Origin of the sequence: Parasphingorhabdus sp., from assembly GCF_039977335.1 — a bacterium.
In the GTDB taxonomy this organism is placed as follows: Bacteria; Pseudomonadota; Alphaproteobacteria; order Sphingomonadales; family Sphingomonadaceae; genus Parasphingorhabdus.
The window spans coordinates 87,822-111,801 of record NZ_JBDWDI010000003.1 but is presented as its reverse complement, the minus strand read 5'-3'; the positions used below and the strand labels follow the sequence as shown (position 1 = coordinate 111,801).

Annotated in this window: 29 protein-coding genes; 15 read left to right on the top strand and 14 right to left on the bottom strand. The window is 50.5% G+C overall.

Annotation, left to right across the window (positions count from 1 at the left end):
- Positions 1-52 precede the first annotated feature (52 nt).
- From ABJM21_RS06365 to hslV, 3 genes are all read right to left on the bottom strand, one after another.
- Complete coding sequence (locus ABJM21_RS06365) at positions 53-454, bottom strand: GFA family protein (RefSeq protein ID WP_348302257.1); 402 nt, start codon at positions 452-454, stop codon at positions 53-55.
- A 32-nt stretch (positions 455-486) separates the two neighbouring features.
- Positions 487-1,788 (bottom strand): ATP-dependent protease ATPase subunit HslU, encoded by a 1,302-nt coding sequence (gene hslU / locus ABJM21_RS06360; protein WP_348302258.1) that lies wholly within the window; start codon positions 1,786-1,788, stop codon positions 487-489.
- 66 nt (positions 1,789-1,854) lie between these two features.
- A complete protein-coding gene (gene hslV, locus ABJM21_RS06355; protein ID WP_348302259.1) occupies positions 1,855-2,397 on the bottom strand; it encodes an ATP-dependent protease subunit HslV in 543 nt (180 codons plus the stop codon).
- Here hslV and ABJM21_RS06350 point away from each other — a divergent pair.
- The gene (locus ABJM21_RS06350) at positions 2,383-2,643 is read left to right on the top strand and encodes a hypothetical protein (protein WP_348302260.1); all 261 of its coding nucleotides are present in this window, start codon (positions 2,383-2,385) and stop codon (positions 2,641-2,643) included. The two genes, hslV and ABJM21_RS06350, sit on opposite strands and share 15 nt — an antisense overlap.
- 241 nt (positions 2,644-2,884) lie before the next feature.
- On the opposite strand, the gene ABJM21_RS06345 is transcribed toward ABJM21_RS06350, so the two are convergent.
- Entirely contained in the window at positions 2,885-3,133 is a 249-nt protein-coding gene (locus ABJM21_RS06345; RefSeq protein ID WP_348302261.1) for a hypothetical protein, read from the bottom strand.
- A gap of 498 nt (positions 3,134-3,631) precedes the next feature.
- Positions 3,632-4,918 carry an MFS transporter gene (locus ABJM21_RS06340; RefSeq protein WP_348302262.1) on the bottom strand — a complete coding sequence of 429 codons (1,287 nt, stop codon included), beginning with the start codon at positions 4,916-4,918 and terminating at the stop codon, positions 3,632-3,634.
- A 186-nt stretch (positions 4,919-5,104) separates the two neighbouring features.
- Between ABJM21_RS06340 and pgsA the strand changes: the two genes are divergently transcribed.
- Genes pgsA through ABJM21_RS06325 form a run of 3 tightly spaced genes read left to right on the top strand, consistent with a single transcriptional unit; the run spans position 5,105 to position 6,366 of the window.
- Complete coding sequence (gene pgsA, locus ABJM21_RS06335) at positions 5,105-5,656, top strand: CDP-diacylglycerol--glycerol-3-phosphate 3-phosphatidyltransferase (RefSeq protein ID WP_348302383.1); 552 nt, start codon at positions 5,105-5,107, stop codon at positions 5,654-5,656.
- Positions 5,657-5,932, top strand: a complete 276-nt coding sequence (moaD, locus tag ABJM21_RS06330) for a molybdopterin converting factor subunit 1 (RefSeq protein WP_348302263.1) — start codon at positions 5,657-5,659, stop codon at positions 5,930-5,932. It begins immediately after the preceding gene.
- Positions 5,929-6,366 (top strand): molybdenum cofactor biosynthesis protein MoaE, encoded by a 438-nt coding sequence (locus ABJM21_RS06325; protein WP_348302264.1) that lies wholly within the window; start codon positions 5,929-5,931, stop codon positions 6,364-6,366. Before moaD ends, ABJM21_RS06325 begins: the two co-directional genes overlap by 4 nt.
- A 2-nt stretch (positions 6,367-6,368) precedes the next feature.
- Here the strand turns inward: ABJM21_RS06325 and ABJM21_RS06320 are convergent, their stop codons facing one another.
- Positions 6,369-7,292 (bottom strand): hydrogen peroxide-inducible genes activator, encoded by a 924-nt coding sequence (locus tag ABJM21_RS06320; protein ID WP_348302265.1) that lies wholly within the window; start codon positions 7,290-7,292, stop codon positions 6,369-6,371.
- A 152-nt stretch (positions 7,293-7,444) separates the two neighbouring features.
- Between ABJM21_RS06320 and epsC the strand changes: the two genes are divergently transcribed.
- The 3 genes from epsC to ABJM21_RS06305 all read left to right on the top strand — a co-directional run bounded on the left by epsC (position 7,445) and on the right by ABJM21_RS06305 (position 9,994).
- Positions 7,445-8,149 carry a serine O-acetyltransferase EpsC gene (epsC, locus tag ABJM21_RS06315; RefSeq protein ID WP_348302266.1) on the top strand — a complete coding sequence of 235 codons (705 nt, stop codon included), beginning with the start codon at positions 7,445-7,447 and terminating at the stop codon, positions 8,147-8,149.
- Positions 8,149-8,505, top strand: coding sequence for a DUF2794 domain-containing protein (locus ABJM21_RS06310; RefSeq protein WP_348302267.1), 357 nt, complete (start codon positions 8,149-8,151; stop codon positions 8,503-8,505). Before epsC ends, ABJM21_RS06310 begins: the two co-directional genes overlap by 1 nt.
- Positions 8,506-8,638: 133 nt before the next feature.
- Complete coding sequence (locus tag ABJM21_RS06305; RefSeq protein WP_348302268.1) at positions 8,639-9,994, top strand: porin; 1,356 nt, start codon at positions 8,639-8,641, stop codon at positions 9,992-9,994.
- Between the two features lie 76 nt (positions 9,995-10,070).
- Here the strand turns inward: ABJM21_RS06305 and phoB are convergent, their stop codons facing one another.
- The 7 genes from phoB to ABJM21_RS06270 form a co-directional block, all read right to left on the bottom strand.
- Entirely contained in the window at positions 10,071-10,766 is a 696-nt protein-coding gene (gene phoB / locus ABJM21_RS06300; RefSeq protein WP_109357208.1) for a phosphate regulon transcriptional regulator PhoB, read from the bottom strand.
- The gene (phoU, locus tag ABJM21_RS06295; RefSeq protein ID WP_348302269.1) at positions 10,766-11,494 is read right to left on the bottom strand and encodes a phosphate signaling complex protein PhoU; all 729 of its coding nucleotides are present in this window, start codon (positions 11,492-11,494) and stop codon (positions 10,766-10,768) included. The genes phoB and phoU overlap by 1 nt, the downstream gene beginning before the upstream one ends.
- 29 nt (positions 11,495-11,523) lie before the next feature.
- The gene (gene pstB, locus ABJM21_RS06290; RefSeq protein WP_348302384.1) at positions 11,524-12,321 is read right to left on the bottom strand and encodes a phosphate ABC transporter ATP-binding protein PstB; all 798 of its coding nucleotides are present in this window, start codon (positions 12,319-12,321) and stop codon (positions 11,524-11,526) included.
- A 50-nt stretch (positions 12,322-12,371) separates the two neighbouring features.
- On the bottom strand, positions 12,372-13,640 hold the full coding sequence (gene pstA / locus ABJM21_RS06285) for a phosphate ABC transporter permease PstA (protein WP_348302270.1): 1,269 nt from the start codon (positions 13,638-13,640) through the stop codon (positions 12,372-12,374).
- Positions 13,633-15,015 carry a phosphate ABC transporter permease subunit PstC gene (gene pstC, locus ABJM21_RS06280; RefSeq protein WP_348302271.1) on the bottom strand — a complete coding sequence of 461 codons (1,383 nt, stop codon included), beginning with the start codon at positions 15,013-15,015 and terminating at the stop codon, positions 13,633-13,635. Before pstC ends, pstA begins: the two co-directional genes overlap by 8 nt.
- Before the next feature lie 83 nt (positions 15,016-15,098).
- Positions 15,099-16,142: a substrate-binding domain-containing protein gene (locus tag ABJM21_RS06275; RefSeq protein ID WP_348302272.1), complete on the bottom strand. Its 1,044-nt coding sequence runs from the start codon at positions 16,140-16,142 to the stop codon at positions 15,099-15,101.
- Positions 16,143-16,261: 119 nt separating this feature from the next.
- Positions 16,262-17,530, bottom strand: a complete 1,269-nt coding sequence (locus ABJM21_RS06270) for an ATP-binding protein (RefSeq protein WP_348302273.1) — start codon at positions 17,528-17,530, stop codon at positions 16,262-16,264.
- A 237-nt stretch (positions 17,531-17,767) separates the two neighbouring features.
- Between ABJM21_RS06270 and ABJM21_RS06265 the strand changes: the two genes are divergently transcribed.
- From ABJM21_RS06265 to ABJM21_RS06250, 4 genes are all read left to right on the top strand, one after another.
- Entirely contained in the window at positions 17,768-18,196 is a 429-nt protein-coding gene (locus ABJM21_RS06265) for a hypothetical protein (RefSeq protein WP_348302274.1), read from the top strand.
- Between the two features lie 104 nt (positions 18,197-18,300).
- Positions 18,301-18,579 carry an HPr-rel-A system PqqD family peptide chaperone gene (locus ABJM21_RS06260; protein ID WP_348302275.1) on the top strand — a complete coding sequence of 93 codons (279 nt, stop codon included), beginning with the start codon at positions 18,301-18,303 and terminating at the stop codon, positions 18,577-18,579.
- A gap of 5 nt (positions 18,580-18,584) precedes the next feature.
- On the top strand, positions 18,585-19,454 hold the full coding sequence (locus tag ABJM21_RS06255) for an HprK-related kinase A (protein ID WP_348302276.1): 870 nt from the start codon (positions 18,585-18,587) through the stop codon (positions 19,452-19,454).
- Complete coding sequence (locus tag ABJM21_RS06250; protein WP_348302385.1) at positions 19,454-20,470, top strand: nucleotidyltransferase family protein; 1,017 nt, start codon at positions 19,454-19,456, stop codon at positions 20,468-20,470. The genes ABJM21_RS06255 and ABJM21_RS06250 overlap by 1 nt, the downstream gene beginning before the upstream one ends.
- Before the next feature lie 3 nt (positions 20,471-20,473).
- On the opposite strand, the gene ABJM21_RS06245 is transcribed toward ABJM21_RS06250, so the two are convergent.
- The gene (locus ABJM21_RS06245; protein ID WP_348302277.1) at positions 20,474-21,160 is read right to left on the bottom strand and encodes an HAD hydrolase-like protein; all 687 of its coding nucleotides are present in this window, start codon (positions 21,158-21,160) and stop codon (positions 20,474-20,476) included.
- A gap of 97 nt (positions 21,161-21,257) precedes the next feature.
- Here ABJM21_RS06245 and glmU point away from each other — a divergent pair, with 97 nt between their 5' ends.
- The 4 genes from glmU to ABJM21_RS06225 all read left to right on the top strand — a co-directional run bounded on the left by glmU (position 21,258) and on the right by ABJM21_RS06225 (position 23,975).
- On the top strand, positions 21,258-22,607 hold the full coding sequence (glmU, locus tag ABJM21_RS06240; protein ID WP_348302278.1) for a bifunctional UDP-N-acetylglucosamine diphosphorylase/glucosamine-1-phosphate N-acetyltransferase GlmU: 1,350 nt from the start codon (positions 21,258-21,260) through the stop codon (positions 22,605-22,607).
- A gap of 70 nt (positions 22,608-22,677) precedes the next feature.
- A complete protein-coding gene (locus ABJM21_RS06235) occupies positions 22,678-23,238 on the top strand; it encodes a DapH/DapD/GlmU-related protein (protein ID WP_348302279.1) in 561 nt (186 codons plus the stop codon).
- A 39-nt stretch (positions 23,239-23,277) separates the two neighbouring features.
- The gene (locus ABJM21_RS06230) at positions 23,278-23,610 is read left to right on the top strand and encodes a CopG family transcriptional regulator (RefSeq protein ID WP_348302280.1); all 333 of its coding nucleotides are present in this window, start codon (positions 23,278-23,280) and stop codon (positions 23,608-23,610) included.
- A complete protein-coding gene (locus ABJM21_RS06225; RefSeq protein ID WP_348302281.1) occupies positions 23,607-23,975 on the top strand; it encodes a type II toxin-antitoxin system VapC family toxin in 369 nt (122 codons plus the stop codon). Before ABJM21_RS06230 ends, ABJM21_RS06225 begins: the two co-directional genes overlap by 4 nt.
- Positions 23,976-23,980: the final 5 nt, after the last annotated feature.

The window sequence follows — 23,980 nt, the reverse complement described above, 5'->3', positions numbered from 1 at the left end:
GATAGTTTATCTGCGCTATTCGTAAGGCAATGCTGAAAGGTTACAAATAAAACTATTCTTGTGGCGGAAACCGATCAAAACCTGGCATTTCATGGGCAACTTTCTCCCATCCAATCTGTTCCGCAAGCTGTATGTTCATTTCCGGGATATAAGCATCGGGCATATCCAGGGTAGCTGTTTGCACATCCACCATACCGGGCAATATGTTTGCGTTTTTATAAGCGATTCCTGTTCCGCAATTGGCACAGAATAACCGCTCTGCACCGCCTTGACCGGCAATTGTCTTTAGTTCGCCTTCGGCTACGGAAAACTCATCCTGATCAAGCATAATCCACGCTACAGAGGCTGCTCCGCTGCTTTTCTGGCAATCGCGGCAGTGGCAGATAAATTGGTTGACTGGTTCACCAGAAATTTCAAATCGTACCGATCCGCAATAACATCCACCCTCAGCCATCTAACCCTCCTCACATCGAAATATGGTACTATTTATAGCACATATTTGGACAAATCCGTGTCTTTGGCAACATCTGATAATTGTTCGTCGACATAGGCGGCATCCACGGTGATGGTCTGTCCTTTGCGATCCTCAGCATCAAAGCTGATATCTTCCAAGAGTTTTTCCATTACTGTCTGCAATCGCCGCGCACCGATATTTTCCACTGTCTCATTCACATTGGCGGCAATTTGCGCCAGCTTTTCAATAGCGTCCTTTGTGATGTCTATAGTGACTTCCTCGGTGCCCAATAGAGCAATATATTGTTTGGGCAGATTGGCCTTAGTTTCGGTAAGAATTCGAACGAAATCCTCCTCCGTCAGCGCGCGCAGTTCTACGCGTATAGGGAGCCGCCCCTGCAGTTCCGGTAGCATATCGCTGGGTTTAGAGATTGAGAACGCACCGGACGCAATGAACAATATATGATCGGTCTTCATTGGGCCATATTTGGTCGCAACCGTCGTGCCCTCAATCAGCGGCAACAGATCACGTTGCACACCTTCCCGGCTAACCGAACCACCGCGAACATCGCTGACCGCGATTTTGTCAATTTCGTCCAGGAAGACAATGCCATTGGACTCGGCGTCAGTAATTGCAGCTCTCGCAATATCGTCATCATCTAGGCGCTTGTCGGATTCTTCTTCAATCAATTTATCCCATGCATCGGCAACACGCATTTTGCGGCGTTTCATGGCATTTTGACCGAATGCTTTACCCATCATGTCCGACAGGTTGATCATACCAACCTGACCAGACATACCGGGTATATCCATCGGCGCGTTGGGCGTATCTTCCACTTCGATTTCGATCTCAGTATCATTCATATGATCATCGACGACCCGCTGGCGAAAGCTCTCGCGTGTTGCTTCGCTAGCATTTTCGCCACATAGCACGTCAAGTAATCGCTTCATTGCGGCATCTGTTGCCGCTTCGCGTACCGCAGACCTGCGACGTTCGCGTTCGAGACGAACGGCTTCTTCGGCCAGATCACGAGCAATTTGTTCGACATCGCGGCCGACATAACCAACTTCGGTAAATTTGGTGGCTTCAATCTTGATAAACGGAGCGTCGGCAAGTTTGGCCAGGCGCCGCGATATCTCGGTCTTACCGCAACCGGTGGGTCCGATCATCAGGATATTTTTTGGTGTCACTTCTTCACGTAATTCAGCAGGTAATTTCTGGCGCCGCCAACGATTGCGCAATGCTACCGCAACGGCTCGTTTAGCGTCTTTTTGACCTACAATATGTTCATCCAGTGCCTTCACAATGGCCTTGGGGGTGAGATTATCTAGCATGTTTAACCTTTGATGGAGTCAAATTTATAAGGGTTGAAGTTATGGTTTCTGGCCAAAGTTCAAATTTTATGTGTCGCTATCCAGCTTTTCCACTGTGACTTGATCGTTGGTGTAAACACAAACGTCTGCAGCTATCGCCATCGCTTTTTTGGAGAGCGTCTCGGCGTCTTTTTCATAGTCGATCAGGGCTCTGGCGGCGGCGAGTGCAAAATTGCCACCTGATCCGATGGCGGCAATGCCTTGAGTAGGTTCGAGTACGTCACCATTGCCGGTAAGGATCAACGTAACTTCCTTGTCTGCAACAATCATCATGGCTTCCAGATTGCGCAGATATTTGTCGGTGCGCCAATCTTTAGCTAGTTCGACCGCCGAGCGCATCAGTTGGCCATTATGACGTTCCAGTTTTGCTTCTAAGCGTTCGAATAAGGTAAATGCATCGGCAGTAGCGCCTGCAAAACCACCAATTACGGAGCCGTCATGAAGTTGTCGGACCTTGCGCGCATTGGGTTTCATGACCGTCTGCCCCATGGAAACCTGGCCATCGCCGATTACGATAACTTTGCCATTTTTGCGGACGGATAGGATTGTGGTGCCATGCCATTGCTGCATGCCATGCTGCTGATTTTCTGTCATAAACCGGATATGGGAAATCTGGTTACCAAGTGCAACCGCTACCATTCAGCTTTGCATCATTACCTTCACTTCTTCGCCATTATACATGCGGACATTCATGGCTTTGATAGTGATTTTAGTGATCATCGCATTGAAGGCGGTCATATGGGGTGTTTGGAAATGCGCGCTAAGATCTTTTTCACTGCGTCAGCGTTCGCTCAGATGGAAGATGGTTGGATCTGAAATGTCTTAGGCAAAGCATTAATGCAAGTAGCCTTCTTCATTTTGCATTTTGGTGGCCATCACAACCGAACTTGGAACATTATCATCGATATCTTTTCCGGAAACTTTGATTCATCCCAGAATAAATTTCATCGTGGAGCTCTCTTATTTCCGTCTGCATCACTCAAGCAGTTCCGATCGCCTAAGGCAAAAAAAATGGCGACCGAAAGGCCGCCATTTTAAATTCGTTTAGCACCTAAATTCAGGGGCTTGTTGGATCGTCGTCGCTGCCGTCAGCTGCGATGACAATGCCGCCGATTACGGCTGCAGCAGCTAGAACAGCAATGATGATGCCCGATCCGCCTTGAAGTTTGCTTTCTTCGTCTGCAGATGCATCAGCACGAACAGGTTGAGAAACTTTAGAAACTGGCTGAGCAGCCTGTGCGAACACAGGGGTAGCAACCAGAGCTGAGGCTGCAACTGCAGCCATACCAATTTTACCGAAACGCATAATTTGCTCCTTCAGGGTTTTCGCATTTCACTCAATACGAAGGGCGCACTGCCATAACAATTGTTTGAAATCAACAACATTTAGACGCTTTGTTCCGATTCTCAGGCATTGTTGCAAAGATCACACAATCGCTTTTTTGGCCCATTTCGGTTCAATATTCAATGCGGACAGCAGATTTCATAACTGTGCCATCTTATGACAACTTCACCGAATGGCGATTTTGCAATAGATTTTATGGATAACAATTTGTTAACAGTTTCGCATGAAGCAGAAATTGACTAGAAATCTCGTGTTGCACAACGAAGGTGCCAAGCATCCATTTCGACTATCTTTGCCATTGGAGGTTTTTGCTGTAGCGCAGGATGAGTCAGCAACATTAGAAGCTGAAGCGCCTACAAAAAAGTGGCTGAATGAAGACACGAGCTTGTTTTTGCTAAGCTTTTCGGCCTTTTTTACGGCATTTTATTTGTTCATATTCTAAGCTCAGTCGCAGCCTGCTTAATCGCAGGCGAGATGCAGCTGCCAGCCTAGCCATGCTGCAACCACGCACATACCAGCGACGAGTAGCAATTGCTCCGTGGTCGATACGCCAACAATACTTAGTCCCAGAGCTGCCAAAGCCCCAAGCACCATGCATCCGGAATTTACAACGTTATTGGCGGCTATCGTTCGGGCTGTTTCGCTGATATCAACAGTTGTGGTTAGAAAGGCGTAAAGCGGCACCACGAACATACCTCCAAAAACTGCTACACCAGCCAGTGTTCCCAAGAGCGCCCAAGCTCCATCATGCATCATGAAAGTTTGAAAAGTATAGAGATCGCCGTTTTCTAATCCCTCCCAACCGCGTGCTATGAAAAACAATATCAAGACGAAAACACCCATTGCGATAACGCTGAAGGGTGCATAGCGAGCGGATACTTGGCTTTTTAACAACCGGTTTATCAGGATAGATCCGACCGCAATACCGATTGAAAAGACGCCGAGAAACAGGCTGGCTACGGCAGGTGTTGCTGTCAGAACATTCTCAACAAGTGGTGGAAATTGAATGATCAAAACCGAACCTATGGTCCAGAAAAAGCTAATAGATACAATTGCGAGAAATAGTGGGCGAATATGAAGTGTTGCCGAGATTAATTTGATGGACGAGCGGACAAAGTTGAAATCGATTTTTTCGACTTCTTTTTGTGGTGGTGCACTGGGAAGAAACTGAGCACCGATGCGTCCGATCAACGCCACAAAAAATACCGAAATAACAGCTAGTTCCACACCATTGCCATTTCTATCGATGATGATGCCGCCCAATATTGTTCCCGCTAATATGGCGATATAAGTTCCAGCCTCTACCAACCCAGTGCCGGCCAGTACTTCATCTTTTTCGAGATGCTGCGGCAAAATGGCATATTTAATCGGCCCAAAGAAGGTTGATTGTAGGCCAAGCAGAAATAGTGCTGTGAGCATGATCGGGATAGATTGTATCCAAAGCCCGACACCACCGATGATAGCGATCGCTATTTCCAGGGTTTTGACGAGCCGCGTTATCCGGGCCTTATCATAATTATCGGCGAGTTGGCCTGCCAGCGAGGAGAATAAAAAAAACGGTAGGATAAATATCCCCGAGGCTAGAGCGTTAAATTGAAAATCTTGCGCTGGGTCTTTGTAAATCCCGTAGGTGACCAATATCACCATAGAAAATTTGAACAGATTATCGTTAAAAGCGCCAAGCAGCTGAGTAACAAAAAGCGGCCAAAAACGTTTCTTGGACAGTAGTCTTAGGGCTGATGACATGCTGGAGATTTCCTGTTGTTGAACATTGTCAGACAGGGGGAATAGAAGGTCGCCACCCTAACGATGCTGATCGAATGCGCAAGGCGCTGGATGTTCTAAAATTTCATTAGTAATTTCATCACTAGTATCAGGATCGCAAGGATGGCATTTAACTTTGCGCGAAACCTCGTTATGGCTGCGAGCAATATGTTGAATCTTCCAAATATTTTGACCCTTTCGCGGATTTTTACAGTACCATTTCTGGTAGCGCTGTTGTGGTGGCCGAATTGGAAACTGGGCTATCTACTGGCAACCGGGCTTTATGCCTTGATGGCAATTACAGACTATTTTGATGGCTATCTTGCCCGTTCTCAAGGAACAGTCTCGAAACTGGGGATATTTCTTGACCCAATTGCCGACAAAATCATGGTGGCTTCCGTGATTTTGATTCTTTGTGCCAGCGGGAATATAGAGGGCTATAATGTTATCGCAGCGCTTATTATATTGCTGCGGGAGATAGCAGTATCGGGGTTGCGTGAGTTTCTTGCTGGTCTCCAGGTTAGTGTGCCCGTTTCTCAGCTTGCGAAATGGAAGACGACATTCCAGCTTATTTCGCTGGGTGCATTGATACTGGCTGGTGGCTTGCCGCAATTCGCGTTTATCGAGATAGTTGGTATCTGGACGCTCTGGGCTGCTGCAATATTAACGCTTATCACGGGTTGGGATTATCTTCGGGTCGGTCTCAAGCATATGGATTAGATGACTGCCATCATGTCGCATCAGCTAAAAATTGTTTATTTCGCATGGGTCAGGGAACGGCTTGGCCGCGATCAGGATAATATCGATTGTCCGGAAAATGTTGAGACGGTGGGCCAGCTTCTCGAATTTATTCGAAGCGAAGATGTCGCCTATGAGGACGTTTTTGCTGATATCGAAAAGCTTCGATTCGCTCTGGATCAAGACTTTGTTGGACTGGACGCAGCGATAGATACAGCCAAGGAACTAGCTATATTCCCGCCGGTTACAGGCGGATGATTTCCATAACGGTCCAAGAAAATGACTTTGATTCCGGCGGGGAAATCAACCGACTATCGGCTTTAGGTGGTGGTGCGATATCCAGTTTTGTTGGGCAGGTTAGAGGTGACGAGCAGTTGCAGGCCTTGGAACTGGAACATTATCCAGCGATGACAGAAAATGCCCTGCAGAAAATAGCAGATAAGGCATCACAGCAATGGGTGATGCATGGCATTACGATCATTCACAGGGTAGGGCGATTGCAAGTGGGTGAGCAAATTGTCCTGGTTTGCACTTGCTCTGACCATCGGCAGGCTGCGATCGCGGCCTGCTCCTACATTATGGACCAATTGAAAACGGTCGCTCCGTTCTGGAAAAAAGAAATATTTCAGGATGGTACCGAAAACTGGGTTAAAGAGCGGCAGTCTGATCTTGACGCAGCAAAAAGCTGGTAGAGCTAAGCGGCGTTATTTTTTACCCAGTTTTGGCTTTGCCGCATAATCTCTGCCAATAGCTTAAACTCTTCCCTGCGCGGGCTGTTTTTACGCCAAACAAGAGCGATATCCCGAAACGCACGATCAGATTTAATCGGGCGTGCGATAATGTCCGTATGCGCTAGAATTCCACTGTCGATCGACATTTTTGGCAATAATGTCAGGCCAAGTGAGTTGTCGACCATTTGAACCAGAGTGTGAAGCGAAGTGCCCATCATTTGGGCTGATGCCCTTAATTCCGGGCGATTGCAGGCGGCAAGTGCATGGTCTTTCAAGCAATGGCCGTCTTCGAGCAGCAACAAGCGGTTCTCGTCAATAAAAGCCGGATCTACTCGTTTGGGAGGGTCTCTGGGGTCATCTTTTGGAAAGGCGATGAAAATCTCGTCGCTAAACAAGACTTCCGATTCTACGTCTCCGCAAGGGAAGGGAAGAGCCAACAAGACACAATCTACTTTGCCATGGCTGAGCGAATCGCAAGCAGCATGGCTGGTTTCTTCCTTCAAATAGAGTTTAAGCTCTGGTCGTTCTTTGCGCAGGCGGGGCAGGAGTTTGGGCAAAAGAAAGGGCGCAATTGTAGGAATGACGCTCATTCGAACATCTCCAACCAGCGGTTGCCCAGCGGAGCGCGCCATATCAGAAAGCTCCTCTGCTTCCCGAAGAATACGGTGTGATTTTTCAACCATCTGTTTGCCAAGTTCCGTAAAACGCACAACACGACGGGTGCGCTCCACTAGCATTACGTCGAGCAACGTTTCCAGTTCTTTGATGCCCGCGGACAAGGTTGATTGGGTGACATAACAGGCTTCTGCAGCCCGTCCGAAATGACCATGTTCTTCTAGCGCCACTAGATATTGCAGCTGTTTGAGCGTCGGGAGATAGCTTGACATCATTTAGTCCTTCGATGAATGGGCCCGCGGTAATTTAATATGGTGATAAATGCGAGTGCAAAAAGGACTGTTTTAAATGAGTTGCAAGAAAGGACTGGAAATATCGCTTCCCCAGTCTTAGTTTGTAATTTGTAAAATCGCCGGAGAAAAATATGTTTCGGGACTTAGGTAAATATCTGGACTCCATAAAAGCGCGTGATCCCGCCCCACGTTCTCGCTGGGAAGTATTACTTTATCCTGGCGTTTTGGCTGTGGGACTACACCGTATCTCTCATTGGCTGTTCAAAGGAGAACTGTATTTCTTCGCGCGTTTTGTGAATCATTTTTCCCGCCTCTTTACAGCCATAGATATCCACCCTGGCGCTAAAATTGGCCGCCATTTGTTCATCGATCATGGTTTCTCAGTTATCGGTGAAACCGCTGAAATTGGCGATAATGTAACAATCTATCAATGCGTGACTCTTGGCGGAACCAATCCCGCCAATGGAGTGGGTGGTAAACGTCACCCGACGATTGAGGATGATGCTATTTTGGGGTCTGGCGCGCAGATATTAGGGCCGATTACAGTCGGTAAAAGATCGCGTATCGGGGCCAATGCCGTGGTAACGCAGGATGTGCCTGAAGGTGCAACGATGGTGGGCGTAAGAGCTCGGCCAACACTGGTTCAGGTGGAGCAGTATCAGGAAGAATTCACGCCTTATGGAACGCCTTGCAGTGAGGTTTTCGATCCTTCGACGCAGAAGTTGGAAATTTTGCAGTGTGAAATGGAGCAGCTTCAAAAACGCATCGCAGCCTACGCAGAGGGCCGCGACAAGGCGGATGACGACAAATCGGAAAGCAAACGAGATAGCGCCTGATGCGCTCTGAAAATTCCAACGTTTCAACTTTTCCCAATAAGAATGCGCCACCCGTTCAAGTAGGGTTCGAACGGAAAGAAATGGAACGTATCCTCAATCTCTACGGACGAATGGTTGCGGCTGGTCATTGGCGTGACTATGCCATGGACATGGGCAAGGATGCAGCCATTTTTGCAGCCTTTCGCCGGACATCGGAACGACCGCAAATGCGGATCGAGAAACGACCAGCCGATCGCAGCAAGCAAGGTATGTGGTCACTGCACGGAGAGCATGGACAGATATTGAAGCGCGGCCATGATCTGGCTGGGGTGCTTGCCCCGATGGAGCGTAAGTTGATGAAGCTGGTCTCAGATTAGACCGCTTTGCTCCCAGATATTTCATCGCGATAGCTTCGTAAAAAAACTGCAATAAAAAAGACGTTTTTCCGAAACGTATTTCTCATAGAGCCGTCATCAATCATTCAAGACATTGTTTGGGGATTCTATAGATATGAATTTTAAATCCACTCTTATCACGAGCGCAGCAATATTAGCGCTGCTACCTAATCAGGCTTTTGCAGCCCAAATTTCCAGCGAAGAAGCGGCAGCGCTTTTGGAGCGTCTCAATCAACTCGAGCAGGAAGTTGTTAGTTTGCGTGCGCAGCTTGGTAATGTCGAAACCGTGCAGCAGAAGCAAAGCGAGCAAGCCGCAGCGGTCGAGAAAGTTGCTCAGGCCAAAGAGAAAACCAGCATCAAGTTTAAAGGTGCGCCTGAAATCAAAACTGATGATGGTTGGAGCTTCAAGCCACGGGGCCGCATTCTCTACGATTTCAACAATCTTTCATCTGTGCCCTCCACAATAAGTGTTCCCGGGGAAGGCTTCTCCAACGAAGCACGCCGTGTTCGTTTGGGTGTACAGGGAAAAATTCCTGGTGGTTTTGGGTATAAGTTCGAGGCTGATTTTTTGGATGGTGTTGAAATAACTGACGCCTATCTGGACTATAAGACTGGTGGTCTGACGGTAACGGTTGGTCAGCATAACAATTTCCAGTCGTTGGAAGAAATATCCAGCAGTAACGATACCAGCTTTATCGAACGTTCGGCCTTTACCGATGCATTTGGTTTCAAGCGTAAAGTCGGTGTTTCCGCAGCTTACAAGACCGGTGATCTGCTGCTGCAGGGCGGTGTATTTACGGACAACATCGATGATTTGAGCGATGGTAACGATAGTATTGGTCTTGACGGTCGGGTTGTTTTTGCGCCGAAACTGGGTGATGCCCAGCTTCACCTTGGGGGTTCCGTCCACTGGACCGATCTTGGAGATACCATTGATTCTGTTCGTTATCGCCAACGGCCATTGATCCACAGCGTGGATACTCGCTTCATCAATACCGGCAATATTTCCGCTGATGAGCAACTGACCTATGGTCTGGAAGCAGCGGTGATTTCCGGTCGATTCCATGCGGCTGCCGAAACCCATTGGGCAAAGGTCAGCCGACCGGGATTGGCTAATCCCACTTTCTTTGGTGGTTCCATTGAAGCCGGTTTGTTTCTTACTGATGACAAGCGGGAATATAAGGGCGGTGTTTTCAAAGGCGTGAAAGTTAACAATCCTGTCGGTTCTGGCGGTTCCGGAGCATGGCAAGTGAATGTGCGCTATGACCGGCTTGACCTCACTGACGCTGGAATCATTGGAGGCACGCAGGACGGTTACATGGCATCACTGATTTGGACGCCGGTCGACTATGTCCGATTCCTCGTAAATTACGGCCATCTGTCTTATGGTAATGCTCTGGGGATCGTGACCGGAGCACCTGATGATTACTCAGTCGATGTTATCGGAGCGCGGGCGCAGATTGCTTTTTAGAAACGTCATATAGAGCAAATGGAAAAGGCCGGTTTTGACCGGCCTTTTTTGTGTCCATAATGTCAGCAAAGCTAGACTAAGCGGCTTCCGTGTCCAGAGCATAGCCAGCAGACCGTACGGTACGGATGATATCCGGGCGCTGGTTCGCGTTTAAAGCTTTGCGCAGGCGCCGGATATGCACGTCGACGGTCCGCAGTTCAATATCGCTATCTTGCCCCCATACGCTGTCGAGCAGACGTTCGCGCGAGAATACCCAGTTGGGATGTTCCAGAAAATGGCGCAATAGACGGAACTCTGTCGGACCCAGCGGTATTGTATCGCCATCCCGCTTCACCTTATGGCCAACGGTGTCCATTTCCAGATCGCCGAAAGCAAGTTTTTCGCCGGCAAGGGCAGGGCGAACGCGCCGCAATACCGCCTTCACCCGCGCTATTAGCTCGCGAGGGCTAAATGGCTTTGTGATATAGTCATCTGCTCCGGTTTCTAGTCCGCGAATTTTATCTTCTTCTTCACCACGGGCGGTGAGCATGATGATCGGAATATTGGCTGTTTCCGGCGAACGCCGCAGGCGCCGGCATACTTCAATTCCGGATAGGTTTTCGATCATCCAATCCAGCAAGATGACGTCAGGGCGGTTTTCTTTGACTAGCAGCAGTGCTTCCTCGCCATCTGCTGTATGAATAACATCATATTCTTCTTTTTTGAAATTCCAGGACAAGAGCTCCGCTAGTGCGGCATCATCCTCAACGAGTAAAAGCCTTGCGTTAGACATTATTCGTTATCTCCGCTTGGTTCCTCCAATAGATCCGTTGGATTTTCGCCGCGATCACGTTCCGGCATGGGTTCGCCCTTGGCAGCAAAATAGACCATTTCTGCCACGTTGGTTGCATGATCGCCAATCCGTTCCAAATTTTTGGCAATGAACAAAAGATGAGCAGCTTCACCAATATCCTTTGGATTTTCAATCATATAGGTGATCACAGACCGGAATATGCTGGTGTAGAAATCATCAACAATTTGATCCCGTTCGCTGACTTCCAATGCCAGATCAGCATCACGCCGTGCAAAGGCTTCCAGAGAATCACGCACCAACTGAGAGGCGATGTTCGACATTGATGGTAACAGGGAGGCTGGCCCCAGTTTATGGGTGCTTGCGATGACCGGGACGCGTTTCGCAATATTCTTGGCATAGTCGCCAATCCGCTCAACGACGCCCGATATTTTGAACGTAGCGATCAACTCGCGTAAATCGTCGGCCATTGGTGCACGCAGGGCAATGGTCTGGAATGTCAGATCATCAATGCGTTGTTCCAGGTCGTCGATTAATTTGTCTTCCGCTACGACTTCTTCGGCCAGTTTCAGATCATGCTTTTCAAGTGCACGCATCGCCTTTGAAATAGCCTGCTCGCTGCGGCCGCCAATTTCTGCAACCATGCCGCGCAGTTCATTAATGTCGGTGTCAAAGGCTTTGACGGTATGTTCTGTGCCGGTATTTGACATCTTTCGGGTTCCTTCCCCTTGTGATCAGCTTAACCGTAGCGTCCGGTAATATAATCCCGCGTTTTTTCTTCGGTGGGATTGGTGAATATGTCAGATGTTACGCCATATTCCACGAGCGTTCCCAAATGGAAAAAGGCGGTGCGTTGCGACACACGGGCAGCTTGCTGCATGTTATGAGTCACAATAACGATAGCATATTTTCCGCGTAGCTCGTGGATCAACTCTTCAATCTTTGCTGTCGCGATGGGATCAAGCGCCGAACAGGGCTCGTCCATCAGGATCACCTCAGGATCAACTGCGATAGCGCGGGCAATACATAATCTTTGTTGCTGTCCACCGGACAAAGCGGTTCCGCTGTCCTGCAGTCGATCTTGCACTTCACCCCAAAGGCCCGCCCGCTGGAGCGACGTTTCAACAATATTGTCGAGTTCATCCTTGTTGCTCGCTAACCCATGAATACGGGGGCCATAAGCGATATTGTCATAAATGGACTTGGGGAAAGGATTCGGTTTTTGAAAAACCATTCCGACACGGGCTCGCAACTGCACAACATCCATTTGCGGTGCGTAAATATCTTCGCCTTCCAGCGTAATATCACCAGTGACCTTAGCGATAGGGATGGTGTCATTCATCCTGTTCAAGCAGCGCAAAAAGGTCGACTTTCCGCAGCCGGAAGGACCGATAAAAGCGGTGACATTGTCCATTGTAACATCAATGGAAACATCTTTAATCGCCTGTTTCTCTCCATAGAAGACATCCACATTGCGGGTGGTCATTTTCAACGGTCCATCACCAGCAGAAATGGCAGGGGCTGTAGATTCTGTCATGGTCGGACTTTCAATGGAATTGGCGCTGTCTGATAATTGGGTCATATCATCTACCAGCGGGTTTCAAAACGATTACGCAGATATATCGCAAGAGCGTTCATTGTGAGAAGGAACAGGAGCAATACGATAATCGCGGCCGAGGTTTTTTCTACGAACCCACGATTGACTTCATCGGACCACAGGAAAATCTGTACCGGTAGAACGGTTGCAGGTTCAACGATGCCACTGGGCGGGGTGGCGATGAACGCACGCATACCGATCATCAGGAGAGGCGCGGTTTCGCCTAAGGCGCGCGCCATACCGATGATGGTGCCGGTCAGGATGCCGGGCAGGGCAAGCGGAAGGACGTGATGGAAGACAACCTGCATCTGGCTGGCACCGATACCTAATGCGGCCTCACGAATGGAGGGCGGGACGGCTTTGACAGCGTTCCGTCCTGATATCACGATCACTGGCATAGTCATAAGGGCCAAAGTTAGGCCTCCGACCAAGGCTGCAGATCGCGGTAAGCCAAAGAGGTTCAGGAACACTGCCAAGCCAAGCAAACCAAAGATGATCGATGGCACTGCTGCGAGGTTGTTAATCGAAACTTCGATCAGGTCAGTAAAGCGGTTCTTGGGCGCATATTCTTCGAGGTAAAGCGCGGAAAGCACGCCAATGGGAAAGGCTATGATCAATGTAATGAACATGGTGATGAGCGAGCCTTTCAGCGCGCCCCATATCCCGACTTGCATAGGGTCGGTTGCGTCAGAATTACTCAGAAAATTCCAGTTAAACCCAGTGCTGAGTTGGTCCTCAAGTTCCGCAACTCTTTCTTCTGCAGAAGCGCTACCATCACCTTTATAGGCAACATCAATTTCTGATTCCGCTGGTAAATAGAGCGTAGTCTTTGTTTCGACTATTTCCGGATCATTCAATATTTCGGCGCTAACTGCTTGCCAGCCGCCAGCAGAGAAAAGCTCCGTGCCTTGCTCACCATATTGAATTTCAACACTGGTGTTTACAATATCGCGAACACCCAATGTTCTCAGATTGGCTGCTGCGTTTGCGCCCTCAAACTGACTGGCTGACGCGCCTCCGGTCATTGCCGGAAAATCTATTTCAACGGGCAATTCGGTCTGCGTAAAACCGCGCAGACCATTGCCAACCATTACGATCAACAAGAAAGCGAGAAAACCAGCTGATAATATGATCGCACCCAGACCCAAGGCCTTAAACCGACGCTCCGCTGCGTAGCGCTTGCGGATGCGCTTTTGCATGGCGTCGCCCTGCCAATCGGTCGGATTGCGCTCTTCGGCAAAGGCGGTGGTGCTATTCATAAGCTTCCCGATATTTTTTGACGACCCTGAGCGCGATCAGATTGAGCAGCAGAGTAACGATGAACAATACCAACCCAAGAGCAAAGGCGGCGAGGGTTTTTGGACTGTCAAACTCCTGGTCACCGGTCAGCAACTGGACAATCTGGGTGGTAACAGTGGTCACGCTGGAAAACGGGTTGGCTGTCATATTCGCGGCAAGACCGGCGGCCATGACCACAATCATCGTTTCACCAATTGCGCGGCTGACGGCTAACAGGACGCCGCCGACGACGCCCGGTAGAGCGGCAGGGATTAAGACTTTCTTGATGGTTTCACTTTTGGTGGCACCCATGGCGAGTGACCCATCACGCATCGCGCTGGGCACGGCGGCAATACTGTCATCAGCCATGGAAGAAACAAACGGGATGATCATGATACCCATTACGACACCAGCCGCTAAGGCTGATTCCGAAGAAGCGCTAGAAATGCCAATCGAAACTGCAAAGTCCCGCAAGGCAGGCGCAACGGTCAAGGCCGCAAAATAGCCATAAACAACGGTGGGAACGCCCGCGAGAACCTCCAATATTGGTTTCATCCAAGCGCGGAAGCTGGGTGCCGCGTATTGGGTAAGATAAATCGCACTCATTAAACCCAGAGGTATGGCGACAATCATGGCGATTATTGCCCCGATAAACACGGTGCCCCAGAATAAAGGAATGGCGCCAAAGCCGGTTTCGCCGCGCGGTCCAGCAACAGCTTTCGGGTTCCATTCGGTTCCGAACAGGAAGTCTATCGGCGATACCATCGAAAAGAACCGCGCCGACTCAAAAATCAGCGATGCAAATATACCGACAGTGGTAATTGTAGCGATAAGCGACGCGAACAGCAGCGTCATCATCGTGATGCGCTCAATCTTCGTCCGTGCTCTCAGTTCCGGTTTCAAACGAAGCCAAGCAAAAACACCGCAAGCAAAGACCAATAAAACAGCCGCAACCATTCCGATTGTTCGGTAATAGGATATGGCGGTTTTGTAGGGCTCAACCATCGATGTGGAGAGTGGATTGAATGCCTGGACTTGCTGGCCCGATGCGATGGACCGCGCCTCAGCCAGTATGGCACCTCGCGCGAATGGATCCTGTGGAAGTTGCTCTGCAGCAGGGCTGGTTAAAGCTGCATCGGTAATCAGCGCCGGGCTAGCGATGTTCCAAATGATCAGAAATAAAAGGGCGGGGCCGATCGCCCAAAGGGCGACATACCAGCCGTGATAATTGGGGAGCGAATGTACCTCTCCCCTTTTTGTGCTGTTCGCCGCAAAGCGATTCGCTTTTACGCGGCCGAAAAACCAAGCAATGCCGCCAAGGACAATGATGAGCAGGAAGAGAATAGAGCCTGTCACGGTAAAATAACTGATCCTTGGTTAGGAATATGTATCGCGGAATGCGAACGCTTTAAAAAAACCATTCGCATTCCGCTAGAAGTTTATTTCAGTTCAGTACCGGTCAAGACTGGAAGATTTTTTACAGTGTCAGCCATTTGCGTACGAACGTCATCAGGCGATGCGATCAGGCCGGCTTTCACAAGATAGCCTTCCGACCCACCTGCGTTGACGAATTCCGTCAGATATTCCTGCAGGCCAGGGATAACGCCGACATGCTGTTTTTTGGCATAAATATAAAGTGGACGCGCACCCGGATATTCACCCGATGCAATTGCAGCATATTCAGGCTCAACATCGGAAACAGCGACGCCGCGAACGGAATCGGTGTTTTCTTCGAGGAAGCTATAGCCAAAAATTCCGAGGCTGTTTGGATTGGCTTTTAGCTTCTGGACAATCAAATTATCATTTTCACCGGCGTCGATATAGGCACCATCAGCACGGACATCGTGGCAGATTGCATCATATTCGTCTTCGTTCGTGTCTTTTAGCGCTTTGGTCGTAGCGTCGGTCTTGCAGCCCACTTCCATGATTAGTTCGGTGAGCGCGTCGCGTGTACCGGATGTCGATGGGGGACCATATACGCTGATGGCAAGATTGGGGAGCGAAGGATCAATATCTGACCAATTTTTTACTTCATTCTTTTTGCCATAAGGCCGTTCAGCAATCGCTTCGTAAATCTGCGTTGGCGTCAATTTAATGGATGGACCTTCATTTGCTTGGGCAATCGCGATGCCGTCGATGCCGATTTGGACTTCGATCACATCAGTGACGCCATTTTCTTTGCACATCTCAAATTCGGTAGCCTTCATGCGGCGAGACGCATTGGCAATATCAGGCGTGTTGGCGCCAACACCCGCACAGAAGAGTTTCATTCCGCCGCCAGTGCCGGTTGATTCTAGAATAGGGGAAGTGTTTGCACCGTCAGCGCTAAACTGTTCAGCAACCGCTTTTGCAAAAGGGAAAACAGTTGAAGAACCGACAATCCGAACTTCACTGCGCGTACCGCCTTGTCCGCCGGATGCTTGGTCCTGACATGCTGCCAAAGCCAGAGTGGATACCGCCAAAAGAGCGACTTTTTTAAACATTTGCTGTCCCCGTTTTCTATGGAGTGTTGAAAAATTGGCCAAGAATCGCATGAGATTTTCGACCGGTTGAACAGCGTTTAAAAGTCGGCAGTGTCCTATTGATTACATATTTGTGACAGTTATATTACATTCGAGGTGCCAGCATTGTCACTTGGTGATTTGATGACGGGCAAGAAGACTGCCACGGTTGTACCAACCCCTTGTTCACTGGCGACTTCCATTCTGCCGCCATGCCGCTCTGTAATATGCTTTACGATCGCAAGGCCCAGCCCGGTTCCGCCAATGGATTTGCTACGCCCCTTGTCGACGCGGTAAAAACGTTCTGTCAGCCGCGGGATATGTTCTGCCGCTATGCCTTCGCCTTGATCGGTGACAGACAAGCGCAGCATCGAGCCGTTTCGATTAGGTTTAACCGTAACCGATACAGGGCTGCCTCGCCGTCCATATTTATAAGCATTGCTGACCAGATTATGGAGCAATTGGGAAAGCTGCGCATAATCACCTTGGACCATTGGCAAGTTGTCTGGCAGCGAAACGATAAAATTGTCGTCCTTCTTGTTACGCCCATTCAGGAAAACCGCTTTCACTTCCGCTACTAGGTCGGCCAGATTAATCGGCTCGGAAGGTAGTTGGTATTTTTCTGCTTCGATGCGGGAAAGCGACATCAGGTCTTCAACCAATCGCTGCATGCGATCGGCTTCCTGATACATGATTGTCAGGAATCGAGCGCGTGTGTCTTCATCTTTGCCAGCTTCCGGATTTTCCAGTGTTTCGATAAAACCTTTTATGGCGGCAAGAGGCGTCCGCAGTTCATGGCTGGCATTGGCAACAAAATCAGTACGCATCCGTTCAGCGGCATAACGACTACTTTGGTCCGACAGTTGGACAAGTTTTAGTCCGTCATTCAGCGCATGAATGCGCAATTCCCAGCGTTGATCGGCGCTGCCGACTCCGACCAACAAAATCGGCTCTCCTGTATGTTCGGCATTGGGATTGGCAAGCCGGTCTGCGGCGGCAGGGTGGCGAATGGCTACCCGCACGTCTTCGCCGATGATGTGATTGCCGAGAAAATTCTTGGCTGCCGGGTTGGCTGCCGCCACCTTGGCATTACGAATGAGCAAAATCGGGTCGGTAATCGGATCTATAACATCCTGATAGGCCTCGGCTCTTCCTTGGTACAATATGCGTTTCTTCTGACGTTCCAGCGCGCTGAAATCAGGCTGCGGCGGTGCATGATCCTCCAACGCAATAATGGCCAGGGCGACAACACCAAAAGCCGACATGATGATGATTTTGGTCAATGCAGGGGATGTTTGGGCAGCAAGAACCGATCCTCCGATGATGAAGAGAATCGCAAAAATCAGCCGAAAAGGAGAAATTGTGTTCATATATGCCGTTGCGATGAAATTTGGTGGCTATGTTTAGGCGGGTTTGCGCAGAAACAGCAATGGCTATGTAAGAATTGTAGTTGGCTAAATCACTTTGGATGTTTCGGTTAGGTATCAGCCGTTAAGCATTTCAGCCGTTTTGTCCCGTTTATGGACGACGATTTGCAGGTGCGACTGTTTACTCGCATTTAATCGTTTTTCCCTTTAAGGGCGAAATTCAGAGGGAGCTTTAATGCCATGACGGACACTCCAAACCAGAATGACAGGCCTTCCGAATCCACCAGTGATTCTGAAAATGCCACTATCGTAACACGCCGCCGTGCGTTGATGATGGGCGCTGTCACAGCTTCTGCTGTTGTGAGCATCAAGCCAGCTTTGGCGCAGACCGCTGGATCCGTGCTGAATTGCGAAATTCCGGTGCCGGGAAACCACGCAGCGGGCGGCTATATCGGCCCCGACGGCAAAATAGTCTCGCCCGACACACCGGGCGCTTTTCCGCCAGCAGGCCGCAATTTTACCGGCGAAGAAGTGAAGCGTGCGATGAATGGCCGGTCGTTGCCAGGCACATCCTATGATCAGTCCAAAGCCTATGTGAACTATATTCGCCGGTTACAATCCGGGCAAAGTGGCTTTACCTGTTACGCATCCTTGCAAATGCCGCGTTAGGGTTTGTGCCGATTTTTCGGCTTCAAAGCCAATGCTTATTAACATATTCATGCTAACGGCTTTTTTCGAATGATTTGCCGTGATCAGGAATAGTGTAACCGCCCATGAGTCAGCTTTATCGCGCAGCAGCCCCTGACGGACTGATCCAGCACCCACTGGATAGCATGACTCTGGTCTTCCAGAGATCATCCGGGATTACGCATGTGATTGCCGATCCAGTGCCTGCGATATTTGAGGTGATGGCCGAGGAGGCGCTGACCGCTGACGATATCGCACAGAGACTCTCGGCAAGCTATGACTTGGAAAATAGTGGTGATGCCGCCGATATTGTGTTTGCAAGGCTGGTTGAGCTTTGCTCACTCGGTCTTGTGGAGCGAGTTTAGGGCAGGTGAAGGGGCTTCATCATCTTTACCTGACTGTCGGTCCGGCACGATTCCGGGTAGCGTCTACATGGCAGAAGCCGCTGGATCAGCTGGCCGTGCTATATAAGGATTATCCAGCATCGCCAGACGATTATGCAGATTTCACGGTTCGATTGGAGCCTGAAAAGCCGTGGCGGCGCTATATCCGGCCATCGGTTCATATTTCGGGCGACTATTGGCTCCCTGATGCCGCGCCCTTGCCGTTGGGCCAGAGCCTGTTAGCCGCAGAAATGGGCATGAACCTGCAAATGGCGCTGGGCTGGCGGCGGCATCTCTTGTTGCACGCCAGTAGCGTTGAAAAGGATGGTAAGGCGCTCCTGATGACCGGCTTGTCCGGTTCCGGGAAGTCCACGCTGTCCGCCATGCTCGCGGAAAAAGGCTGGCGGTTCATGGGTGATGAATTTGCCTTGCTCAATCCAGAAACGGGCATGGTGCATAGTTTTCCGCGGTTGATCAGCCTAAAAAATGAGGCGATTGCTGCTATGCAGGCGATTGTGCCCGACGGTCGTTTTGGGCCCTTGATGAAGGATACAACCAAGGGCGATATTCGCCATATCGTCCCCCCGCTGGATGCGGTGAACAGGATGGCGGACACCGCCAAACCTGCTTTGCTGCTGTTCCCACGCTTTGGATATGATCCTGTTTTACGGGATATGGGCAAGAGCGAGATTTTTGTGCGCCTGACCCAGGCATCGACCAACTATGTGGCTCTGGGCGAGACAGGCTTTCGGTCTTTGACCCGTTTTGTCGATACGGTTCCTACGAAAGCGATGGACTATCAATCGAGTGATCAGGCGGAAGAATTAATCGATGGCCTCTGGAGCCAGCTGCCATGATGCGTAATGCCCAACTACTGGTTGATGCGTTGCGCGAACCTGGGAGCTCCCGCTCGCTTGACGGGAGAGGATGGACGGAGCTCATCAGTATTGCCCGGGCAGAATCGCTCATCGGCAGTTTGGCCCATCGTTTGGACGGCATTGCTGTGCCAGAGCAGGTTAAACCCATTCTGAAAGATGCGATTCAAGCTACTGATTTGGCGCGATTACAGGCGCTTTGGGAGGCGGACTGCGCGGGGCGGGGCCTTGCATCACTAAATTGCAAGACGGTGCTGATGAAGGGCACAGCCTATGTCGCAGCGAACCTTGACGCAGGTATCGGGCGCAGCATTGGCGACCTTGATATCATGGTCGCGCGGGATCAGTTGCCCGCTACCGAAGAAGCATTGCTGGACGCGGGTTGGGAATGGGTAAAGCCAGACCCTTATGATGACCAATATTATCGCGATCATATGCATGAGCTGCCGCCGTTGATCCACCGGGAGCGGGATCGGATGATTGACGTGCATCATACGACTTTGCCGTTGACCGCTGGGCCAACGCCTAATGCGCAGGCGATGCTGGATGCATCGGTCAAGCTGGATTCCGGCCTTTATGTGATGGCACCTGCCGATATGTTGCTCCATTCGGTGGCTCATCTGTTTGCTGATGGTGATTTGGCGGGGGGATTGCGCAATCTGTGGGATATTGACCGGTTGGTCCGGCAATTTTCTGAAGCAGACGAACTATTCTGGACGGAATTAGGCGCTCGTGCCAAATTGCATCAATTGGTCCCACATCTGGCGCGCGCTCTACGATTGGCCGCTGGGCTATATGGTACGCCCGTTCATAAATATCACGCAGGCCGCACGAAATTGGCCGATTACCTTTATGTCCGCCGCCTGCTGGCGAGAGATGGGTGGGGGCGTGAAATCCGAAAGTTCACACGGCAAGCCTTCTATATCCGCTCTCATTGGCTCAGAATGCCGCCGCTGATGCTTGCCCGCCACTTGTGGACAAAGTGGCGCAAAGCGTGATGTTTAAGACTTCAGCTTGACCAGCGTGGGCACAAGCTCATCATAGTGATCAATAATCGCATCGGCACCCAGTTCTTCGACCGGTTGATGCAGAAAGCCGAAACTCACTGCGACATTGGGAATACCGGCATTCTGCGCGGCCTGAATGTCGAAAATGCTGTCGCCAACAAAAGCAGCGGGCGTTTGCTGCACTACACCGTCACAGCGCCGGATCATTTCGTCAATCGGATCGCGCTTGGGTTTGCTGCGTCCTTTGCCCATCGTATCGCCGCCAATAACGGTGACAAAGCGTTCAATCATTCCGACATTGGTCAGCAGTTTTACCGCCAGACTTTCGAATTTGTTTGTGACCACAGCCAGCTTTATATCCTGATCCTGCAAGACATCCATTGCGTCGATCAGTCCGGCAAAGGCCGGCGCATTATGACCCAAATTGGCCTCATAATGGTCGATCAAGATGGGCATCAGGCTTTTGACCAGATCCTTGTCACTGCCGCCGGACTGTTCCAGCGCCATTTCCAGCATATGCCGGGCTCCCATGCCGACCAGCGAACGGATAGACTGCTCATCCACTTGCGGGCGGCTGGCACTGACCAGCGCATGGTTAAGGGACGCGGCCAGTTCCATGCTGGTATCGAGCAACGTGCCGTCCAGATCAAAGCCAATGATATCGAAAGAAATTTCTGTCATAGTCCCTGCATAGAACCGATCTTGCTGGCATAAGCAACCGCATCATGGCATGGGGCGCAAATTCAGCGTGTAGAACGGGATATTCGGAGTTTTTTGCATGAGCGATCGTCCTTTAGCAGCCATCATATTAGCCGCCGGACAAGGCACGCGGATGAAATCGGAGACGCATAAGGTATTGCACCCGATTGCGGGCAAACCGATGCTCCATCATCTGCTCGATACAGTCGATTCCATCGGCGTCGAGCGAACGGTTGTCGTCGTTGGCGCGCGGCGTGAGCAAATCGAAGCGAGCGTTGAAGGGCGTAATGTCGCAATTGCCGTGCAGGACGATCAATTGGGCACCGGCCACGCGGTCGCGCAGGCCCATGATGCGCTTAAAGGCTTCGCTGGTGATGTGTTGATCCTTTACGGTGATGTTCCGATGGTTAGCGCGGCGACGATGCAGGAGATGATTTTTCGCCTGAATAACGGGTCAGACCCGCGCGCGGTTGTACTGGGTTTTCGTCCCGATGATGCCGGTGCTTATGGCCGGATCATCGCCGATGATCAGGGCGAAATCGAGAAAATGGTCGAGTTCAAAGATGCCAATGAGCAGGAACGAGCGGTCAATCTGTGCAACAGCGGGCTGATGGCGGCACGCTCGACGGATTTATTCATTTTGCTCGACCAGATCAGCAATGACAACGCAGCTGGCGAATATTATCTGCCGGACATTGTCATGTTGCCGGGTCAGCAAAGCGCCGTGATCGAAGTGGATAATCCGGCACAGGTTGCCGGCGTGAACAGCCGGTCGGAACTGGCTGCGGTCGAAAGCGAATGGCAAGAGCGTCGCAGGGCAAAGGCAATGGCGAATGGCGTCAGTCTGATTGCACCAGAAACTGTTTGGTTTTCGCATGATACAGAAATATCATCAGATGTTGTCATAGAGCCCAATGTCATTTTTGGGCCGGGTGTCACGATCGCCAGTGGCGCAAAAATATACGGCCACAGCCATATAGAGGGCGCGGCTATCGGTCCGAAAACCAATGTTGGTCCGTTCGCCCGATTGCGACCGGGTGCGGTGCTGGAAGAAGGTGCCAAGGTCGGTAATTTTGTTGAGATGAAAAAAGCGGTGTTGGGCAAGGGCGCAAAGGCCAATCATCTGACCTATCTGGGCGATGCCGAAGTGGGCGAGGGCGCCAATATCGGCGCGGGCACAATCACCTGCAATTATGACGGCTATTTCAAATACAAGACCAAGATCGGGAAGGGTGCGTTTATTGGATCGAATAGCGCGTTGGTGGCACCAGTGACGATTGGTGATGGTGCAATTGTGGGAGCAGGCGCTACGTTGACGAAAGATGTTCCTGAAGACGCGTTAGCGTTAGTGCGCGCCGAACAAGCTGGTAAGCAGGGCTGGGCGAAGAAATTTCGCGATGCGATGACCAGGAAGAAGGCTGGAAAATAGGGAGGTTGCTATAGTTGATATCGCTGTTTCCGATTTTATCGCGTCTTGGAATACATCCAATTTCGCGGCGTTGAATGATACTCCTTGGGATATTACGAAAAGAGCTGGTGAGCATATACTTGCGGCGATGGACCGCTTGGATTCCAACTATGTACGTTCCGGCGAAGCAGCTATCCATCGGTCAGCTGAGATAGAAGACAATGTTGTCCTGAAAGAGCCAATGATAATCGGACCTAATTGTCTGGTTGCAGCGGGTGCTTACCTGCGTGGCGGCGTGTTTCTAGAAAAAGATTGCATAGTCGGCCCCAATTCGGAGTTAAAAACAACCTTCATGTTCAGCGGGTCGAAGGTTGCGCATTTAAATTTTGTGGGCGATTCCATTATTGGAAGCGGCTCTAACATTGAGGCTGGAGCTATTATCGCCAATTATCGAAACGAAATGGAAGATAAGGCTATTCGTATCCGTTACCGTGATTCCATCTTGGAAACCGGAGTTGAAAAGTTTGGAGCATTGTTAGGAGACGGATGTCGGATCGGGGCGAATGCCGTGATCGCTCCTGGCGCTTTACTTGATCCCGGTCATATCACTCGCCGACTTGAATTGGTCGATCAATACCCTTTAAGCGCATAACTTCATTGACATGATATCATGATATGATATCGATATATCATGACTCGCATACTCGCTGATCTATCCGAAGAAGATGTCCAGTGGCTCGACGCGCAGGCGGTGCAGCAGGGGACGTCGCGGGCGCAATTGCTTCGCGATGCAGTGGCGGCGTTTCGGGCGGATGCTTCTAAACAAGGTATCGAGAAGTTTTTCGGTATCTGGCGTGATCGCCGCGAGGTTGCCGATCCGGTCGCTTGGCAACGGCGTGAACGTGCGTCCTGGACGCGGCCCTGGGATCCCGATTATTGGGATGTACGGAAGGAATTTCCGGACCTGTTCGATGCCGATGATGACCGTGAGGCCGAGCGTTATCGCCGGAAAGGTGGCTCGTGAACGAAGCGGTTTTCGATAGCAACATTCTGTTCGATGCGCTCAACGATGTTGGCCGCGCCAATGTCGAGTTGCAGCGCTATGACCGCCGCTATATCAGCCGCCTGACCTGGGTCGAGATACTGACCCGCGCGCTACCGGACGACGGAGACCGGGCTGAGGACTTCCTTTCCTATTTCAATATTATCGAGGTGAACGAGGAAATCGGTCGGCGGGCGGCTTTGCTGCGCAGTGACCGGCGGCGGCTTAAGGCTATGGACGCTGTCATTCTCGCCTCTGCCCAGCTTACCGGGCGCATCCTCATCACCCGTAATACGCGTGACTTTCCGGCGGAAATGCCGGGTATTCGCGTTCCCTATACTCTATAAGAAGA

Coding starts and splice junctions, on each gene's coding strand:
- ABJM21_RS06365 (WP_348302257.1), bottom strand. CDS start 454: ATGGCTGAGGGTGGATGTTATTGCGGATCGGTACGATTTGAAATTTCT.
- hslU (WP_348302258.1), bottom strand. CDS start 1,788: ATGCTAGATAATCTCACCCCCAAGGCCATTGTGAAGGCACTGGATGAA.
- ABJM21_RS06350 (WP_348302260.1), top strand. CDS start 2,383: ATGCCATTGCTGCATGCCATGCTGCTGATTTTCTGTCATAAACCGGAT.
- hslV (WP_348302259.1), bottom strand. CDS start 2,397: ATGCAGCAATGGCATGGCACCACAATCCTATCCGTCCGCAAAAATGGC.
- ABJM21_RS06345 (WP_348302261.1), bottom strand. CDS start 3,133: ATGCGTTTCGGTAAAATTGGTATGGCTGCAGTTGCAGCCTCAGCTCTG.
- ABJM21_RS06340 (WP_348302262.1), bottom strand. CDS start 4,918: ATGTCATCAGCCCTAAGACTACTGTCCAAGAAACGTTTTTGGCCGCTT.
- pgsA (WP_348302383.1), top strand. CDS start 5,105: ATGTTGAATCTTCCAAATATTTTGACCCTTTCGCGGATTTTTACAGTA.
- moaD (WP_348302263.1), top strand. CDS start 5,657: ATGACTGCCATCATGTCGCATCAGCTAAAAATTGTTTATTTCGCATGG.
- ABJM21_RS06325 (WP_348302264.1), top strand. CDS start 5,929: ATGATTTCCATAACGGTCCAAGAAAATGACTTTGATTCCGGCGGGGAA.
- ABJM21_RS06320 (WP_348302265.1), bottom strand. CDS start 7,292: ATGTCAAGCTATCTCCCGACGCTCAAACAGCTGCAATATCTAGTGGCG.
- epsC (WP_348302266.1), top strand. CDS start 7,445: ATGTTTCGGGACTTAGGTAAATATCTGGACTCCATAAAAGCGCGTGAT.
- ABJM21_RS06310 (WP_348302267.1), top strand. CDS start 8,149: ATGCGCTCTGAAAATTCCAACGTTTCAACTTTTCCCAATAAGAATGCG.
- ABJM21_RS06305 (WP_348302268.1), top strand. CDS start 8,639: ATGAATTTTAAATCCACTCTTATCACGAGCGCAGCAATATTAGCGCTG.
- phoB (WP_109357208.1), bottom strand. CDS start 10,766: ATGTCTAACGCAAGGCTTTTACTCGTTGAGGATGATGCCGCACTAGCG.
- phoU (WP_348302269.1), bottom strand. CDS start 11,494: ATGTCAAATACCGGCACAGAACATACCGTCAAAGCCTTTGACACCGAC.
- pstB (WP_348302384.1), bottom strand. CDS start 12,321: ATGACAGAATCTACAGCCCCTGCCATTTCTGCTGGTGATGGACCGTTG.
- pstA (WP_348302270.1), bottom strand. CDS start 13,640: ATGAATAGCACCACCGCCTTTGCCGAAGAGCGCAATCCGACCGATTGG.
- ABJM21_RS06275 (WP_348302272.1), bottom strand. CDS start 16,142: ATGTTTAAAAAAGTCGCTCTTTTGGCGGTATCCACTCTGGCTTTGGCA.
- ABJM21_RS06270 (WP_348302273.1), bottom strand. CDS start 17,530: ATGAACACAATTTCTCCTTTTCGGCTGATTTTTGCGATTCTCTTCATC.
- ABJM21_RS06265 (WP_348302274.1), top strand. CDS start 17,768: ATGACGGACACTCCAAACCAGAATGACAGGCCTTCCGAATCCACCAGT.
- ABJM21_RS06260 (WP_348302275.1), top strand. CDS start 18,301: ATGAGTCAGCTTTATCGCGCAGCAGCCCCTGACGGACTGATCCAGCAC.
- ABJM21_RS06250 (WP_348302385.1), top strand. CDS start 19,454: ATGCGTAATGCCCAACTACTGGTTGATGCGTTGCGCGAACCTGGGAGC.
- ABJM21_RS06245 (WP_348302277.1), bottom strand. CDS start 21,160: ATGACAGAAATTTCTTTCGATATCATTGGCTTTGATCTGGACGGCACG.
- glmU (WP_348302278.1), top strand. CDS start 21,258: ATGAGCGATCGTCCTTTAGCAGCCATCATATTAGCCGCCGGACAAGGC.
- ABJM21_RS06230 (WP_348302280.1), top strand. CDS start 23,278: ATGACTCGCATACTCGCTGATCTATCCGAAGAAGATGTCCAGTGGCTC.